The 13,939-nt window shown below is 49.5% G+C and carries 10 protein-coding genes and 1 pseudogene; 2 read left to right on the top strand and 9 right to left on the bottom strand.

The window, feature by feature from the left end:
- The first annotated feature begins 43 nt into the window (after positions 1-43).
- Entirely contained in the window at positions 44-922 is an 879-nt protein-coding gene (locus tag RCO25_RS11570) for an AraC family transcriptional regulator (RefSeq protein WP_308996297.1), read from the top strand.
- 414 nt (positions 923-1,336) lie between these two features.
- Here the strand turns inward: RCO25_RS11570 and RCO25_RS11565 are convergent.
- The 4 genes and pseudogenes from RCO25_RS11565 to garR form a co-directional block, all read right to left on the bottom strand.
- Positions 1,337-1,951: pseudogene (locus RCO25_RS11565) on the bottom strand (glycosyl hydrolase 53 family protein); the annotation flags it as partial.
- A 207-nt stretch (positions 1,952-2,158) separates the two neighbouring features.
- Positions 2,159-3,517 carry a GntP family permease gene (locus RCO25_RS11560; RefSeq protein ID WP_308996296.1) on the bottom strand — a complete coding sequence of 453 codons (1,359 nt, stop codon included), beginning with the start codon at positions 3,515-3,517 and terminating at the stop codon, positions 2,159-2,161.
- Between the two features lie 68 nt (positions 3,518-3,585).
- Complete coding sequence (locus RCO25_RS11555; RefSeq protein ID WP_308996295.1) at positions 3,586-5,028, bottom strand: four-carbon acid sugar kinase family protein; 1,443 nt, start codon at positions 5,026-5,028, stop codon at positions 3,586-3,588.
- 85 nt (positions 5,029-5,113) lie between these two features.
- Positions 5,114-6,007 (bottom strand): 2-hydroxy-3-oxopropionate reductase, encoded by an 894-nt coding sequence (garR, locus tag RCO25_RS11550; RefSeq protein WP_308996294.1) that lies wholly within the window; start codon positions 6,005-6,007, stop codon positions 5,114-5,116.
- Between the two features lie 200 nt (positions 6,008-6,207).
- Between garR and RCO25_RS11545 the strand changes: the two genes are divergently transcribed.
- A complete protein-coding gene (locus RCO25_RS11545) occupies positions 6,208-6,828 on the top strand; it encodes a GntR family transcriptional regulator (RefSeq protein WP_308996293.1) in 621 nt (206 codons plus the stop codon).
- Between the two features lie 155 nt (positions 6,829-6,983).
- On the opposite strand, the gene RCO25_RS11540 is transcribed toward RCO25_RS11545, so the two are convergent.
- The 5 genes from RCO25_RS11540 to RCO25_RS11520 are packed head-to-tail and all read right to left on the bottom strand — an operon-like array spanning position 6,984 to position 13,934.
- Positions 6,984-8,021, bottom strand: a complete 1,038-nt coding sequence (locus RCO25_RS11540) for a glycoside hydrolase family 18 protein (RefSeq protein ID WP_308996292.1) — start codon at positions 8,019-8,021, stop codon at positions 6,984-6,986.
- A complete protein-coding gene (locus RCO25_RS11535) occupies positions 8,021-10,660 on the bottom strand; it encodes a transglutaminase domain-containing protein (protein WP_308996291.1) in 2,640 nt (879 codons plus the stop codon). Before RCO25_RS11535 ends, RCO25_RS11540 begins: the two co-directional genes overlap by 1 nt.
- A 6-nt stretch (positions 10,661-10,666) precedes the next feature.
- Positions 10,667-11,692: a carbohydrate-binding family 9-like protein gene (locus tag RCO25_RS11530; RefSeq protein WP_308996290.1), complete on the bottom strand. Its 1,026-nt coding sequence runs from the start codon at positions 11,690-11,692 to the stop codon at positions 10,667-10,669.
- Positions 11,693-11,735: 43 nt separating this feature from the next.
- Complete coding sequence (locus tag RCO25_RS11525) at positions 11,736-12,614, bottom strand: sugar phosphate isomerase/epimerase family protein (protein WP_308996289.1); 879 nt, start codon at positions 12,612-12,614, stop codon at positions 11,736-11,738.
- 33 nt (positions 12,615-12,647) lie between these two features.
- Positions 12,648-13,934 carry an alpha-L-fucosidase gene (locus RCO25_RS11520; protein WP_308996288.1) on the bottom strand — a complete coding sequence of 429 codons (1,287 nt, stop codon included), beginning with the start codon at positions 13,932-13,934 and terminating at the stop codon, positions 12,648-12,650.
- Positions 13,935-13,939 lie beyond the last annotated feature (5 nt).

Raw genomic sequence — 13,939 nt, 5'->3', positions numbered from 1 at the left:
GATAGCAATAACTTTGTATTATTTGCTTAGAATATTGGAATTATTGACATTTTCACTCGGATGGAGGGGATATTGCCTGATTGAAAAATATTTAGCGCAAATCGATCAGAGTATCAGCTACCTGCATGTTGCCAAAAAGGTGCATAATATCGACTTTCACCTGCATGCTGGCTGCGAAATCTATTTCCTCATTAAAGGGGATGTCCGCTATTTCGTAGAGAAAACCGTCTATCCGCTGCAATATGGGGATTTGATTATAACGAACGAGCATGAAATTCATAAGCCTTCCTTCTCTTCGGAGCATTCCTATGAGAGAGTCACGCTGGAATTTGATCCCCAGCTATTCAAGCTGTTTGCGACGAAGAGCCTGGACCCGCTCGCCTGCTTCTATAACCGGCCGCTTGGCACAGGTAACAAAATGACACTTACGGCCAAGGAAACCTCGCAGATGCTGGAACTGTTCATGAAATACGAGGCACTGATGCGCAGCGGGTCCGATGGGAACGCGATCTTAAAGCTGAGCTGTATGCTTGAGCTGCTCGTGGCGGTCAACCGGATCTTTCTGAGCCAGAAGCCAGTCGATGCCGGAGTGGAGCTGCATCACAAGCTGACCCCCATCCTGGATTATATTGAGCTGCATTTGCATGAGGAGCTGTCCCTCGAGCTGCTGCAGCGCCAATTTTTTATTAATAAATATCATTTGATTAGAGTCTTTAAGGAATATACAGGAAGCACCGTTCATGAATATATCGTCTCCAAACGGATCTCGCTCGCGAAGCGTTACCTCTCGGAGGGATCCAGCGTGCTGGAGTCCTGCATGCGCTGCGGGTTCAACGACTATACCAGCTTCCTTCGCATGTTCAAGAAAAAAACGGGAGTATTGCCGAAAGAATATCAGAACAGCGCGAAATGGAATCGATAGTGAAACTTATAAAGTCTAGAATCAAGCGTAAACGGCTGACGCCGTCCTTGGCGGCAAAAGCTCGTTTCGCGGTGAAATATAAGCAACGTATAAGGTTGAATTTTATACTTTCTTATATTTTCCCCCAGTCCATCGGCATTAGCCGGCTTTCGTCCTGCTTGCGCAAATCCGTAATGGTCGCCATATGTATTCGCCTCCTAAGTATGTATCCCAAGTCCGCTCTTTAGAAAAGATAGGCATTCAGCCAGCCCTTCCCCGATCTCTCCTCCGCTTTCTTCGTCCGCTGATACCCATCCGCTGTAATCGATGGACGGCCGAGGTTAAAGGTGGTTTTATTTCTTACTCGAAGCTAGCAAAAAAGGATGCGCCGGAACGAATACCCGCTCAGGCACACCCAGTTTTTAGATCGTCGCGTTAATTCAGGAAGCCCTCCAAAGCGATAGTCGGTTTGCCATCCGCTTGCCATGCGCCTTTGCTATATCCGCCGTTGTAGCTTGGTGTCGCCTGCGGCTCCCAATAAAACACGCCCAGTCCCTTTCCTCCTGAAATATTGCGCACTTTTGTCTTTATATCCGTGACGAAGCTTTTTGCCGCGGCAGGCTGATTGTAATCCATGCCAATCTCCGTAATCATGACCGGCTTGCCGTAACGAGAGATCATATCGTTGGAGTTGCTGATCGTTTGCGTGACCTTGCTGGCCCAATCGGTGCTTGACGGATAAAGCGACATCCCGATAATATCGAAGGTTGCCCCGTTAGCGATCAGACCTCCTATGTTCCATACAAATACGCTGTTATCGTAACCATTCGCCAAATGCACGATGGTTTTCGTCCCCGTGCTAATCGACTTCACGGCATTGTTACCGGTATTGATCAACCAAGCGTAGTTTTGCATGTTCAAGGACGCTTTGCCGTCATTCCAGAGCATCCCGTCATTGGTCTCGTTCCCGATCTGCACCCAATCAGGCGTTACGCCTTTGCTTTGCATGACAGTCATGACCTCTCTCGTATGGTTCCAAACGGCGTCCATTTTTGTATGCGCTTTCAATTATGTGGCTTAATTGTACGTTCTCCTTAGGTTTTCATATAGGATGTTATACCAATATTTTCAATGTTATTGAAGCCGATTTGTTCCCTGCACCCTTCGGGGCTGTTTACACAACAAAAAAAATGGTTTTGCAAAAGTTCAGCGAACTCCTGCAAAACCACTCATCCATTTTTCATTTCGGTCAAACCATTACATAAAGAGGCTAAGAACCATAACCATAGCAAAGGCGGAGAAACCGAGTATCGTTTCCATCACGGTCCACGTTTTCAAGGTTTGCGGGACGGACAAATTCATATATTCTTTGACGATCCAGAAACCGGAATCATTGACATGGGATAAAATAATGGAGCCTGCTCCGGTGGCGAGAACGAGCAGCTCCGGGCTAACGCCAGGCATCGTAACTGCGATAGGCGCAACAATGCCTGCTGCGGTTGTCATCGCAACCGTCGCTGAACCGACGGCTGCCCGTATGAGGCCCGCAATTACGAATGCGAGCACGAGCGGTGATAAATGTGCGTTTTGGGCAAAGCCGGCAATGGCATCACCGACACCGCTGGCAGTCAAAATTTTATTGAAGCCGCCGCCTGCACCAATCAGTAAAACAATCGAAGCTACCGGACCCAGGCAATCGTTCGTAAATTTCAACAGTTCCTTGTTCGTGAAGCCGCGCGCGTACCCGAAAGAGTAGAGTGAGAAGAGCAGCGCGAGCAGCAAAGCAATAATCGGACTTCCAATGAAATCGACAACCATCCTAAAGCCGTTCGTCGCCGGCAGAATGAGATCGACTATGGTTGCCAGCAGCATGAGAATAACGGGCAGTAATATCGTAAACAGCGTAATCCCGAATCCAGGCAGCTCTCTTTCCTTTGTTTCGGTAAATTGTGCCATTAGATCGCTGGATGCTTCGACCTTGATACGCTTAGAAATCCAAGACCCGTAAAGCGGTCCTGCAATCGCTGCCGCCGGCAAAGAAACGATAAGCGCAAGAAAAATGGTTTTGCCGATATTGGCATTAAAGATGCCTACCGCCAGCATTGCTGCCGGATGCGGAGGGATAAGGCTGTGCACGACGGCCAAACCTGCCACGAGGGAAATACCTATTTTAACAAGCGAAGTTCCGGTTTGTTTGGCGATAACAAATACTAGCGGGAACAATAACACGATACCGACCTGAATGAACACTGGTATGCCGCATATTACAGCCACGACCATCATTGCCCAGTGGACATTTTTTTCACCAAATACACGGACAAGTGTTTTGGCAATCCGCTCTGCTCCGCCGGATTCCGCCATCAGCTTGCCAAGCATCGTTCCAAGACCGAGCACGATGGCAATAAAGCCAAGAACACTTGCGACGCCTTCCTGATAAGACTTGACGATATCCGTCAGAGGCATCCCTGAAATAAGCCCCATAAATACGGCTCCTATAATAAGCGCAACGAAAGGATTCATTTTATATTTAGCAATAAGCAAAATCAATCCGATAATGGATATAACCGCATACAAGAGCAGACTTGCATCATGACTGAGACCAAATACCGAGTACATCAATATTACCCCCTTAAATTGATAACGCTTTCCATTTGTAAGAAGAAAACAGGATCGAGCCCTGTTATCTACTTTTTAACTTCTATTTTTTCGACTGTTTCCAGCAGTGTTCGTTCATCGCCTACATTGCCAGGAAACACGATATAGGGAATACCGCTAAATTTGGCTTCCGCTCCGGTTAGCCAAACGGGTATACCAGCTGCAACTTGCCCAAGCACCCGTGCCTTGCGTATAGCCAGCCCCTTCGTCGCCACATCGCTGGATGTGATGCCGCCTTTGGCAATAATAAACTTCGGAACAACCTCAAGCGATTTCACGATTTCGACCAGCGCTCCTGATACGGTTCGGCTTATCTTGAAATTATCTGCTTTGTTGTCCACGGCGATCAGCTTGCGGCTGCTGTATACGACCACATTTCGGCCCTCAGCTATATGCTTGTTTGCTTCTGCAATCACGCGTCCAAGCTCAAGCTTGTAGCCCTCGGGATCTAGAACGCTCTCTACATCAATTTCTAAACTTACAATACCGGGAAATGTAAGCAGCTGCTCCAACTGCCTTGTTGTTTTTTGCACATAGGATCCTACGACGACTATACCGCCGTGACTTTGCTGCTTGTCCGCAATTAACTTCTCCTGAGGCAAATAACCTTGATCGGAAATGCCTGCGTATGATTTCACGAACGATGCTGCCGTACGGAAAATAAACGATTTCCCCTGTTCCTCCGCTTGCAGCAGCGACAGCGACAGCACATCCATATCCGCGTAAGTGAGTGCGTTAACGATGATCGGCATATTGCCCGTTGCTCCGAGCAGCACCTCTTTAACCGCTTCTGGTCCCTTACGTATCTGATCCAGTGAAATAACAAGACATTGTCCGGCCTGTATACGGCCTTCTGTTTTCTCTTCCACCCACTCCGTCAAATCACCGTTCTCATAACCGAATACCTTATCCTTGGCGAATTCGGTTTCATGTACAGGAATCAGCGTCTGATTCTCCACCATATAATGGGTGTTTTCCAATGTTATTCGTCCAGCTTCGAAAAAAGCAGGAATGATCAGCTGCCCGTCATAAGCGCGGCCGCTTACACGGAGTACCTCATCCGAAAGTACATCCGTTTCCAAGGGGTAATACCCTCGAAGCATAGAGTCACTTCGGCTGACAAAGGTAAAGCCCTTATCCTTCTCGGCTGCTACCGCTTGCACGTTGCGGGCAATCTCACGATTGATTTGCTCGGCCGCTGCCGCATCAAGTCCCCGTGTATTGGTGAGAATATAGAAAAGTGTTTCCGGAGCATCAAACGCTTCACGCAGCAGCTCCTTATCCCACATCGTCAAGACATTAATATCGTGAACCGTCTGTACGCCTGTAGGATCATCGTCTAATACGATTATTTTTCGTCCGCGGGCGTTATTTAAGCGCTTAATTTCCTGCCTTAGACCGTTGTTATCCCACTCAAGCGGCAATTCATTTTGCAGAGCTGCAAGCGTTGTTCGTTTTGCCTCGCTATTCATGTATAAGCCACCTCACTTCTGAAATAATAACTATCAAAAAGTTGTAATGTATGATTGCAAAATGCTGATAAGACATTCTCTCTGGTTACTCGCCTTTAACCTCTATGCCTGCAAGCTTCTCGAAATATTGCACAATTCCTCCATGATCATCAGCAGCCTTGCCGTCAACCTTGAGCGCATGAAAAATTTCAAGCAGCTGACTGCTCAGCGGCAGCGGTACTCCGATATCATGTGCGGTTTCCATCACATTCGTCATGTCTTTAAGATTAATATCGATGCGTCCGCCCGCTACAAAGTTGCGCTTGAGAATAAGCGGTACTTTGGCATCCAGCACAGCGCTTCCCGCCAGGCCGCCTCGAATGGCCTGATACATTTTATCAATGTCAATTCCGGCTTTAGCGGCAAACACAAGCGCTTCCGACATCGCAGCGATATTAAGATTAACAATGATCTGATTTGCCAGCTTCGCTGTCGCGCCGCAGCCATTGTCGCCGACTAAAGTAACATCCTTGCCTAGCACTTGCAGCACATCCTGAACGCTTTCAAATATATGCGCGCTTCCGCCGACCATAATCGCCAGCGTGCCATCGATTGCTTTTGGTTCCCCGCCGCTTACGGGAGCATCCAACATGTGCAGACCGGCCGCTGCCGCAATTGCAGCCAGCTCCTTCGATACCACCGGCGAGATCGAGCTCATATCGATAATCACGCTGCCTTTGGAAGCTCCGTTCAGAATGCCGTTATCACCCGCAATGACTTCCTTAACATGCTGAGAGTTAGGCAGCATGGTAAATATAATTTCACTATGCTCAGCAACTTCCTTCGGAGATGTTGTGCCACGAGCACCCGCCGCAGTAAGTGCAGCTACTGACTCTTTATTTATATCGAATACGCTAAGTTCATATCCTGCTTTAAGCAGGTTTGATGACATCGGGCGCCCCATAATACCTAATCCGATAAATCCGATTCGTTTCTTCATTTTGCAAACCCTCCAACCATTCATTTACTTGATTTCCATTCTGTAAACGCTATCAATTCGCTTTCTCAAATGTATTGTACACAAATTATATATTTTTGTATACAATTTTTAAATATTTGAATACATTTTTCGCGCAAACGTTCTAAATCATTGTGAATAATCAAGCTTTTCGATAAAGTAGACGTTAGAGGTGAAAAACTATGCAGCGGGACAATTCCAAATCCGGTTCAGCCTACCAGCAATCTTATGAAGCACTGCGTGATATGATTCTGAACGGTACGCTGGCCCAGGGCTCCAAGCTGGTTGAAGAAAAGCTTGCCGCAGACTTGAATGTAAGCCGCACGCCTATACGAGAATCCATCCGCAAGCTCGAACAGGAAGGATTAGTCGTCAATAAGCGTGTTGTGAAGCTTTCTGAGACGGATCTTCGCAATACTTTCGAACTGAGAAAACTGCTTGAAGGACACGCAGCACAATGTGCAGCCTCCTATTTGTCCGAGCAAGAGCTCGTCACATTAGAGCATTGCGTCGCAATCGGGAGAACTGGCTCGTTAGATGAGATCATGGAAGCGAATAAGGCGTTTCATGAAATTATTATGGGAGCAAGCAATAACTCATTAATGATTGATTTGTTCGACCGGATGCAATCCGTTATCTATCTGTTTCGGCACACCGTCGTCTATTACCATCGTCCCTTTCTCATTGATGAACATCAGCAGATTTGTGAGGCCATCAGAGCACATGACGGCAATACGGCCGAGCGGTTGATGAAAGATCATCTCCAGGCTGATCTTGAGTTTTGCCTTCATTTGATCCGTTAGGATCTGATTATCGTACAACCTTCGCTCCTACATATAGGATTCCATATCGCTGCAACAAAAACGGCACTTCTGTCATTGGAAATGACAAAAGTGCCGTTTTTGTTGTTTGACCAAACCTATACGGTTGATCTTCAAGCTTTAAAATTCATAAGCTATTATGACTTAAGCCCCTTAGCAATCGCATCGAGCAACCGGTGAGTCTCATCGCAGCTGTATTCCCAGAACATGACGCCGCCTAATTCATTTTGCTTGACGTAGTCGCATTTGTGCTGCAGCGATTGCTCATCCTCATAGGAGATGAAGCTGTTTCCATCATAGAGGTACGGCGCCTTGGCTTCGTTGTCCCAGTACCGAATATAGTTATTCTTATCAATGTATTCCGCTGCCAATGCCGTGAAATCCGGTCCATAACCGCCGGTGCTTCCAGCCATTTGGTGAAGCCCGTTAGCGCGGTCCGGAACCTGATGCCATTGCCGGGAATAGAATGCCGCGCCAATGACGATCTTCTCCTTCGGCACGCCTGCCCGAATGAACAAATTAACGGAAGCATCCACGCTGATTCGGAACAAATCCCCGGTTGGCGTATACAGATTCGTATGGTGCCCCGTCAAAATTTGAAAGCCGCCGCGCATATCATAGGTCATCAATTGAATGAAATCCAAATACTGCTGGACCTGATCCATTTCCGTACCATCTACGTAATATTGATCCGCTCCCGCGGCAATGGTGAGCAGGTAATGCCGCTCATCGCTCGCGCCTTTGCGATCCAATGCTTCGCGCATCGTCTTTAGCAGCAAGGTGAAATTGGTTTTGTCTTCCGGACTCGACGCAATGCCGGCTTCGCCATAGCATGGGTATTCCCAGTCCAGATCGATCCCGTCAAACGGATAATCGGACAATACGCGAACCGCCGAGCTCGCCATGCGGTTTCTCCCCTCTTGTGTAGATGCCGCTTCGGAGAATCCGCCGGCGCTCCAGCCACCGACGGATAACAGGATCGTAAGCTCAGGAAATTCTTGTTTAATCTCTCGGAGAAGGTCCACATGCTTCAAATGGCCTGTCGTGATCTCATCATTGCGCACATGGCCGAAGGCCACATTCAGATGAGTTAACTTCATCAAATCTTCCCGCGTGATGTCAGGAAGCTTCGAATCGGCGGCATAACCCGCCACAATATATTTTCGCTTCGTCATTACGTAACACTCCGTTTCGCTGGTTTCTGCCATATACCGGTTAAAATCTGCAGCGCTTCTTTTCCGGTACCGATTTTATAGCCTGATGCGGTATAACGAATTTGGTCTTGGCCGTCCAGAACGAAGAGATGCGGGAACCCCGCTTCGCTTGCTGACGGCTTGGAAATAAAGCAAGGTATCGACGCATAGGAAGAGTCACGGACAAACATGGCGCATGACGGCAGCTTCGAATAGCTGCCAGGATCGAATGACGAGGCCCACTCGGAATCCCCGACAACGAATATGATCGGCGCTCCGAGTTCTGTCAAAGGCTCGGCAAGCTCACCGATCTCACGGATCAAATGCTTGGTTGGCTCTCGTTCCGGTTCCAGCCAAGCCACAATCGCTCCGCTCGTGCCGATTAGATCACCCATCGTCTTAACGGTGCCATTCCCCATAATGAGGTCGCTTTCCCGATTCATCGTTCCCAGCACGGGAATATCGAGCATCGGCTCACGGAATGTCAGGCTGCAATCCGTTTGTTCCCCTGCGCGTACCGTGAAGTAAGTGAATCGAACGCGAACGGTACCATCCTTCAGGCGAATGCCCGAAGTCATTCGGTATGAGCCTTCTTCGACCTCGAACGGTTGATCAAATACATCCGAATTCCCATAAGGGTAGAAAAGCGTCTTGTAGCTTCCGTTCTCCAGCCGGGCGAATGTAAAATTCTCCGAGTACGAGGGGGCGGGTGATTCTGCCCGTAAATCGGCGTCCGGCAGCAAACGAAGCGTACCGTTATCCTTCTTCTTCGTTTGAGGCTTCCATCCTTGAGTGAATACAGCATCCTGCCAGCTGCCGCCCATCATAAATTGCGGCTTCTGCTCGCTCGGATGCAAACGTGCCGGAATGCCAAGGCTGCGGCAAATCGCCACGAACAGAATATCCAGAGAATCCCGGTCCCCCTTCTTTAATTTGAAGGTGCCTACGGGGTTGCCCTTGCCCCGCAGATTTGGGAGATCCTCTCTTATCTCCCACTCCGCATCTATTTTGCGGACAAGCCCCGTCGGATCCTGCCGGAACGATAAAACGTCCTCCTCGGTGAACATGTCTTGGAAAAAACGCTTATAAGGCTTGATCATCTCATATAATACGCGAGGACAAAGGATGTACCGGTTGAATAGATCCTCCGGAAGCTCACCGCGCTGTGACAGCGACCCGATGAGATGATCGTCAAGCGCTGGGCGAAACGTATCCGTAAGATCCTTTTCGTTCATGCTCTCCAGCAGAAGCAGCGGCCATTCTCCATGTTGGAATGAGTGTTCCCACAGGAACGCTGCTATCTCCCGGCTGTTCCCGCGCGCCTTGCGCAGCACATCCCACACCCGCTCCCTCGGAAGGCCCGCGGCTTCGGCGAGCTTCGTCGCTTGCGCTTCATCCAAAAAGGTTTGCTCATAGCCGCTTCGAATTTCAGTGCCTTCTTCCAGGCGCCGATTATGCCGCAGGATCATTTCGTCGGTCAGCGGATCAGAAGCCTCGCCGTGAAGCTCCGGCGGAGGAACCATATCAAAATCCGCCGTATCGCTTGGCTGCTCCGTCTGATCCAGAACAAGCTCAATGAGCTCACCGCCTGCGGCCGTAATCTTCTTCTCCGCCCACTTGCCATCCTTAACTGCGCGAACCATCAGATCTCCGAACCCCGTCTTAAACGAAGCCTCCCCCTGCGCGTTTGTTGGCAGCGCCGCTATCGGATAAAATTCTGCCATATTGTATAACTCGAAGAAGACGTCAGCTCCGTCAACCGGTCTGCCTTGCTCGTCCTTTATATGAACGGTGATGGTTCTTGTAGGCGCATAGCCTTCCAATAAGTTGATTTCCGTAAACCACTCGTCGGCGAGCGTGATGTCCTCCGGACCGGAATAATTCGCGAATATCCGCGTGTTGATCAGCATTGCCCTCCGGGCAGGCGGACTGAACCAGCCTTGGTTCAGGCGCGCTTCCGGTTCGCAAGCGCCGATATAGTACCACCTGCCGTCGGCCCATGCTTCAACCCAGGCGTGGTTATCGTCGCAATGCGCCCAGCGCGGCGTATAAACTTGCCTTGCAGGAATGCCAATGCTGCGAAGCGCAGCAACCGCAAGCGTCGATTCCTCGCCGCAGCGGCCGCGCGCAGTCCGGATCATCGTCAGCGGCGAGACCGTTCGCAAATCGCTTCCCGTATAATTGGCTTTCTCATGGCACCAGTAGTTCGTCTCCAAGATCGCATCCGCCATAGACAAGTGCGAAGTGCGAGCCGCCAATTCGTCATACAAAATGCCGCGGGAATCCTCGATATTCTCGGTGTTTACCCGGTACGGCAGCACAAAATGCAGGAAGAGGTGATCGTGAACACGCGCTCCCCAAGGAACGCGGCCCCGAATGTCCAACGTTTGGCGTACATGGCTTAAAAATAACGATCCGTCATAATCGGCCAAATCGTTTACCGGCATATAGGCAAATAAAAATTTGAGCGCCCAGGTTTCTTCTGAGGTCAGCTTCTGCTGAAAGATATCGAACAGCTCCTGCGATCTTGCCGCAGCGATCAGCTGCTTCTCGCGGAACTTGCGCTCAATATGGTCCATGGCTTGTTGATCCAATGAGAATACAGAGGTCTGTAGGGTCATTCGTACTCACTCCTTCCATAGCTTGCCGTCTTCTCTAATGCAGAATCTGGAATTGCCATCCGTCGATGGCGCAGATATCTGAAATAGGGAGCTGGTTGTCTCAATCACAGGCTTAATCACCCAATGCTCGTCGTCATGCATTAACCATTTCTCATCGCTTGTAAAGATGCCGTGGCTTGCGAAGTAATTGCGCTCACGGTAATAGAGCTTGCGCAGCTCCCACTTGATGCGTTCATCCGCCGGCAGCTCGAACGATTCCGGACCGTCTTCACCTGCGAATACGACATAGCCCCATAGCTCCGGATAATGCATATTAATAATCCCCATCGGAGACCACACCCAATTATCCTCCGGATAAGGCTTCCCCGTATCCGGATTAACGACCTTGCGGTATTCGCCGTCCTGCTCCTCTGCCTGCCATTCGACACGAGAGAAATTAACGCGCCAAAACTCACCTTTTGCCGGCGGCTTCGCTTCAGCCGCGCATTCGCGCAAGCTTTTCCATGGCATTGCCGCCTCAATGCTCCACTTCCGGTTCGCTGCGCCCGGCCGGTTCAGCTCCCCGTCAATATGCACTGCCGTCAGAAGCCCGCTAATATCCCAGCCGTTAACCGGAGGGCCTCCGTCACGGTAAGGCTTAATCAACAGCAGATCCCATACCGTGTTCAGCGCATTGATTTCAAACTCGTAATACTGATGGGTATCTCCGTCGGGATCAATGAAAATTTCAAAATCATTGTCGTAGAAAATGACCGAATCCCGTTCCGTCAACGTTGCCCAAATCTGATCCTCCATCAATTCCGCCGCAAAATAAAAATAGTCATCGTCCCAAAGCATTTTTACGCGGGTCTGCTTTGCAGGCCTCGGACGGAGGTCGCCTTCGATATCGACGAAATCATCCGTCCAATCCGCCGCTGCCCAGAACGGCTTATCGACACGCCCGTCGATCAGGAGCGGCTCCGTGGCGCGCCTGCATATATAACGTTTTGGAGCATATTCAAGTTTCGGCTCCGGTACTCCGCTTAAATACATGTGATTCCCTCGTTTCTTTTCTGCATTAATCCACGAATCTCGCTTATAGTAAACATTCGTCCCAGAAGCGCCGCAGATTGTCCATTGCGATGCGGGAGGCCGATTTGCACTCTTCCATTCCTTCAAATTCAATCGTGATATACCCGTCGTAGCCTGATTCCTTGATGAGCTTGACGATTTTTCGAATTTCGATATCGCCGTGTCCCACAATCGCCCCGCGTAAATAGTTTCCGTTCGAGGTCAAGAACCACTCGCCGCCGCCCGGTTCCTGGTCATACGGACGGAAATAGAAATCCTTGAAGTGAACGAGCGAAGCATAGGGCAGATTCTTTTTCACGCCGATGATTGAGTCTTCATCCACGCACATGAAATTGCCAATATCAAGCGTCGTCTTGAAATTCGTGCGGTCAACCGCATGCAATACGCGCTGTACCCGGTCACTGGACTGCACGCTGAAGCCATGGTTCTCGATCGTTGTCGTAATGCCGTACTGCGAGGCATAGTCCGCGATGAGCTGACTGCCCTTCACCATGAGCGGCAGATGATCCTCGAACCATTGGATGCTCATTTGCTCTTTTGGAATCGTAAATGCGGTAACATCATGCCTCATATGATTCATGCCGAGGCGGTGCACAAGATCAACATGCTGCTTGACCCGGGCAACCTCCTCGTCGAATAAAGCTTCCGTTTCTTGCACGAAATTTGCCGGCATCGAGTAGTTCGACAGCGCAATGCCCGCTTCCTTCGCGGTCTCGCGGACGGCATCCGCCAGCTCCGGGTTATCAACCAGCGTGTAGCCGTAAGGAACGAGCTCTAAATGCTCTCCGCCGTTATCGGCAACCCAGCGGATAACATCCAGAATGCTCATCTCTCCGGATTTAATCGCTTTTAATAGACTATAAGAGCTTAATCCAATCTTCACTGTTTCTGCCTCCTTGGAGATCTATTTGGTTTGCTAGTTATGCGTGACAACAGCCCCGGAGCCGCCGTACATATCCAGCTCTTCATCAAACTCAAGCTTGAGGACCGTAACCTGCTTATGGGCGTCTTCCGCTGTCATCGATATCCACGTCGTTCCCGGAATATTGAACCACGGCACGCCGCCATGAATCTCATGCGAAAGCTCCTTGCCGGAATGAAGCACCGTAATTTTTTTAATCGGATTGCATAGGCCTTTTAGGCATACGCTCTCTTTCGGGTTGTCATAAACAAAGAGGTACAAGGTCTTCTTATCCTTCGAGACCGTGCTGCCGCCCAAATAATACCTCGTCAGAATGCCTTCATCCGTTCCAAACACGGCTTCCTCATGCGTTCGGATCCACTCACCTAGCCCTAGCAAAATATCCTCTTGTCTCGGATCTATCGTTCCGTCTTCCATAGGCCCGATATCGAGCAGCATATTGCCGCCCAACGTAATGCAATCACAGAACATCCGAATGATCTGAGTCAAGGATTTGTATTTGTTATCCGTAGGGACGTATCCCCAAGAAGTATTTATTGTGGTGCAGAACTCCCAAGGCCCCTCCGGCCTCGTAATCGGAATTCCCTGCTCCGGCGTTTTGTAATCCCCATGGCCTTGCAGACGCGAGTTGATGATGATATCGGGGTTGAACGACTGCAAATACTGCTTGAACGCAGGCAAATTCCACTGCTCCGCGGTTCTCTCCCAGTCTCCGTCGAACCAGAGCAGATCGACCATTCCATAGTTCGTTAAAATCTCTTTCAGCTGATCATTGTTAAACTGCAAAAACTGATTCCATTTTTCTTCATCCTGAACGCCGTCGACCGGATTCGAGAACCGATTGACTTTGCTCAAATCATCAGGTACCTTGCCGCCCTCAAAAACACTCGGATAATCGGGATGCGACCAGTCGATCAACGAGTAATACATCCCTAGGCGAATCCCTCTTTTCGTAACAGCTTCCGCATATTCTTTTACAAGATCCCTTTCCACCGGCGTCTTCTTGACAACGTTTAAGTCGCTGTACTTCGTGTCCCATAAAGCTACGCCGTCATGGTGCTTCGTCGTAAGGACCGCATATTTGGCGCCCGATTGTTCGATCAAATCCGCCCATTTGTCCGCATCGAATTTCGATGCCGTAAACCGGTCCAATTGTTGCATGTAATCCTCATAGGACATTTTTCCGTTATAGAAAGACCACGATTCCGCGACCCCGTCTACGGCATAGATGCCATAATGTATGAATATTCCGAGCTTAGCCTCCTGAAACCACTTCTGCATATCTC

It is taken from the genome of Paenibacillus sp. LHD-38 (genome assembly GCF_031157315.1).
Lineage (GTDB): Bacteria > Bacillota > Bacilli > Paenibacillales > Paenibacillaceae > Pristimantibacillus.
The sequence above is the reverse complement of the archived record's forward strand: the minus strand, read 5'-3'. Positions and strand labels throughout refer to the sequence as shown.

Coding starts and splice junctions, on each gene's coding strand:
- RCO25_RS11560 (WP_308996296.1), bottom strand. CDS start 3,517: ATGTACTCGGTATTTGGTCTCAGTCATGATGCAAGTCTGCTCTTGTAT.
- RCO25_RS11555 (WP_308996295.1), bottom strand. CDS start 5,028: ATGAATAGCGAGGCAAAACGAACAACGCTTGCAGCTCTGCAAAATGAA.
- garR (WP_308996294.1), bottom strand. CDS start 6,007: ATGAAGAAACGAATCGGATTTATCGGATTAGGTATTATGGGGCGCCCG.
- RCO25_RS11545 (WP_308996293.1), top strand. CDS start 6,208: ATGCAGCGGGACAATTCCAAATCCGGTTCAGCCTACCAGCAATCTTAT.
- RCO25_RS11540 (WP_308996292.1), bottom strand. CDS start 8,021: ATGACGAAGCGAAAATATATTGTGGCGGGTTATGCCGCCGATTCGAAG.
- RCO25_RS11535 (WP_308996291.1), bottom strand. CDS start 10,660: ATGACCCTACAGACCTCTGTATTCTCATTGGATCAACAAGCCATGGAC.
- RCO25_RS11530 (WP_308996290.1), bottom strand. CDS start 11,692: ATGTATTTAAGCGGAGTACCGGAGCCGAAACTTGAATATGCTCCAAAA.
- RCO25_RS11520 (WP_308996288.1), bottom strand. CDS start 13,934: ATGCAGAAGTGGTTTCAGGAGGCTAAGCTCGGAATATTCATACATTAT.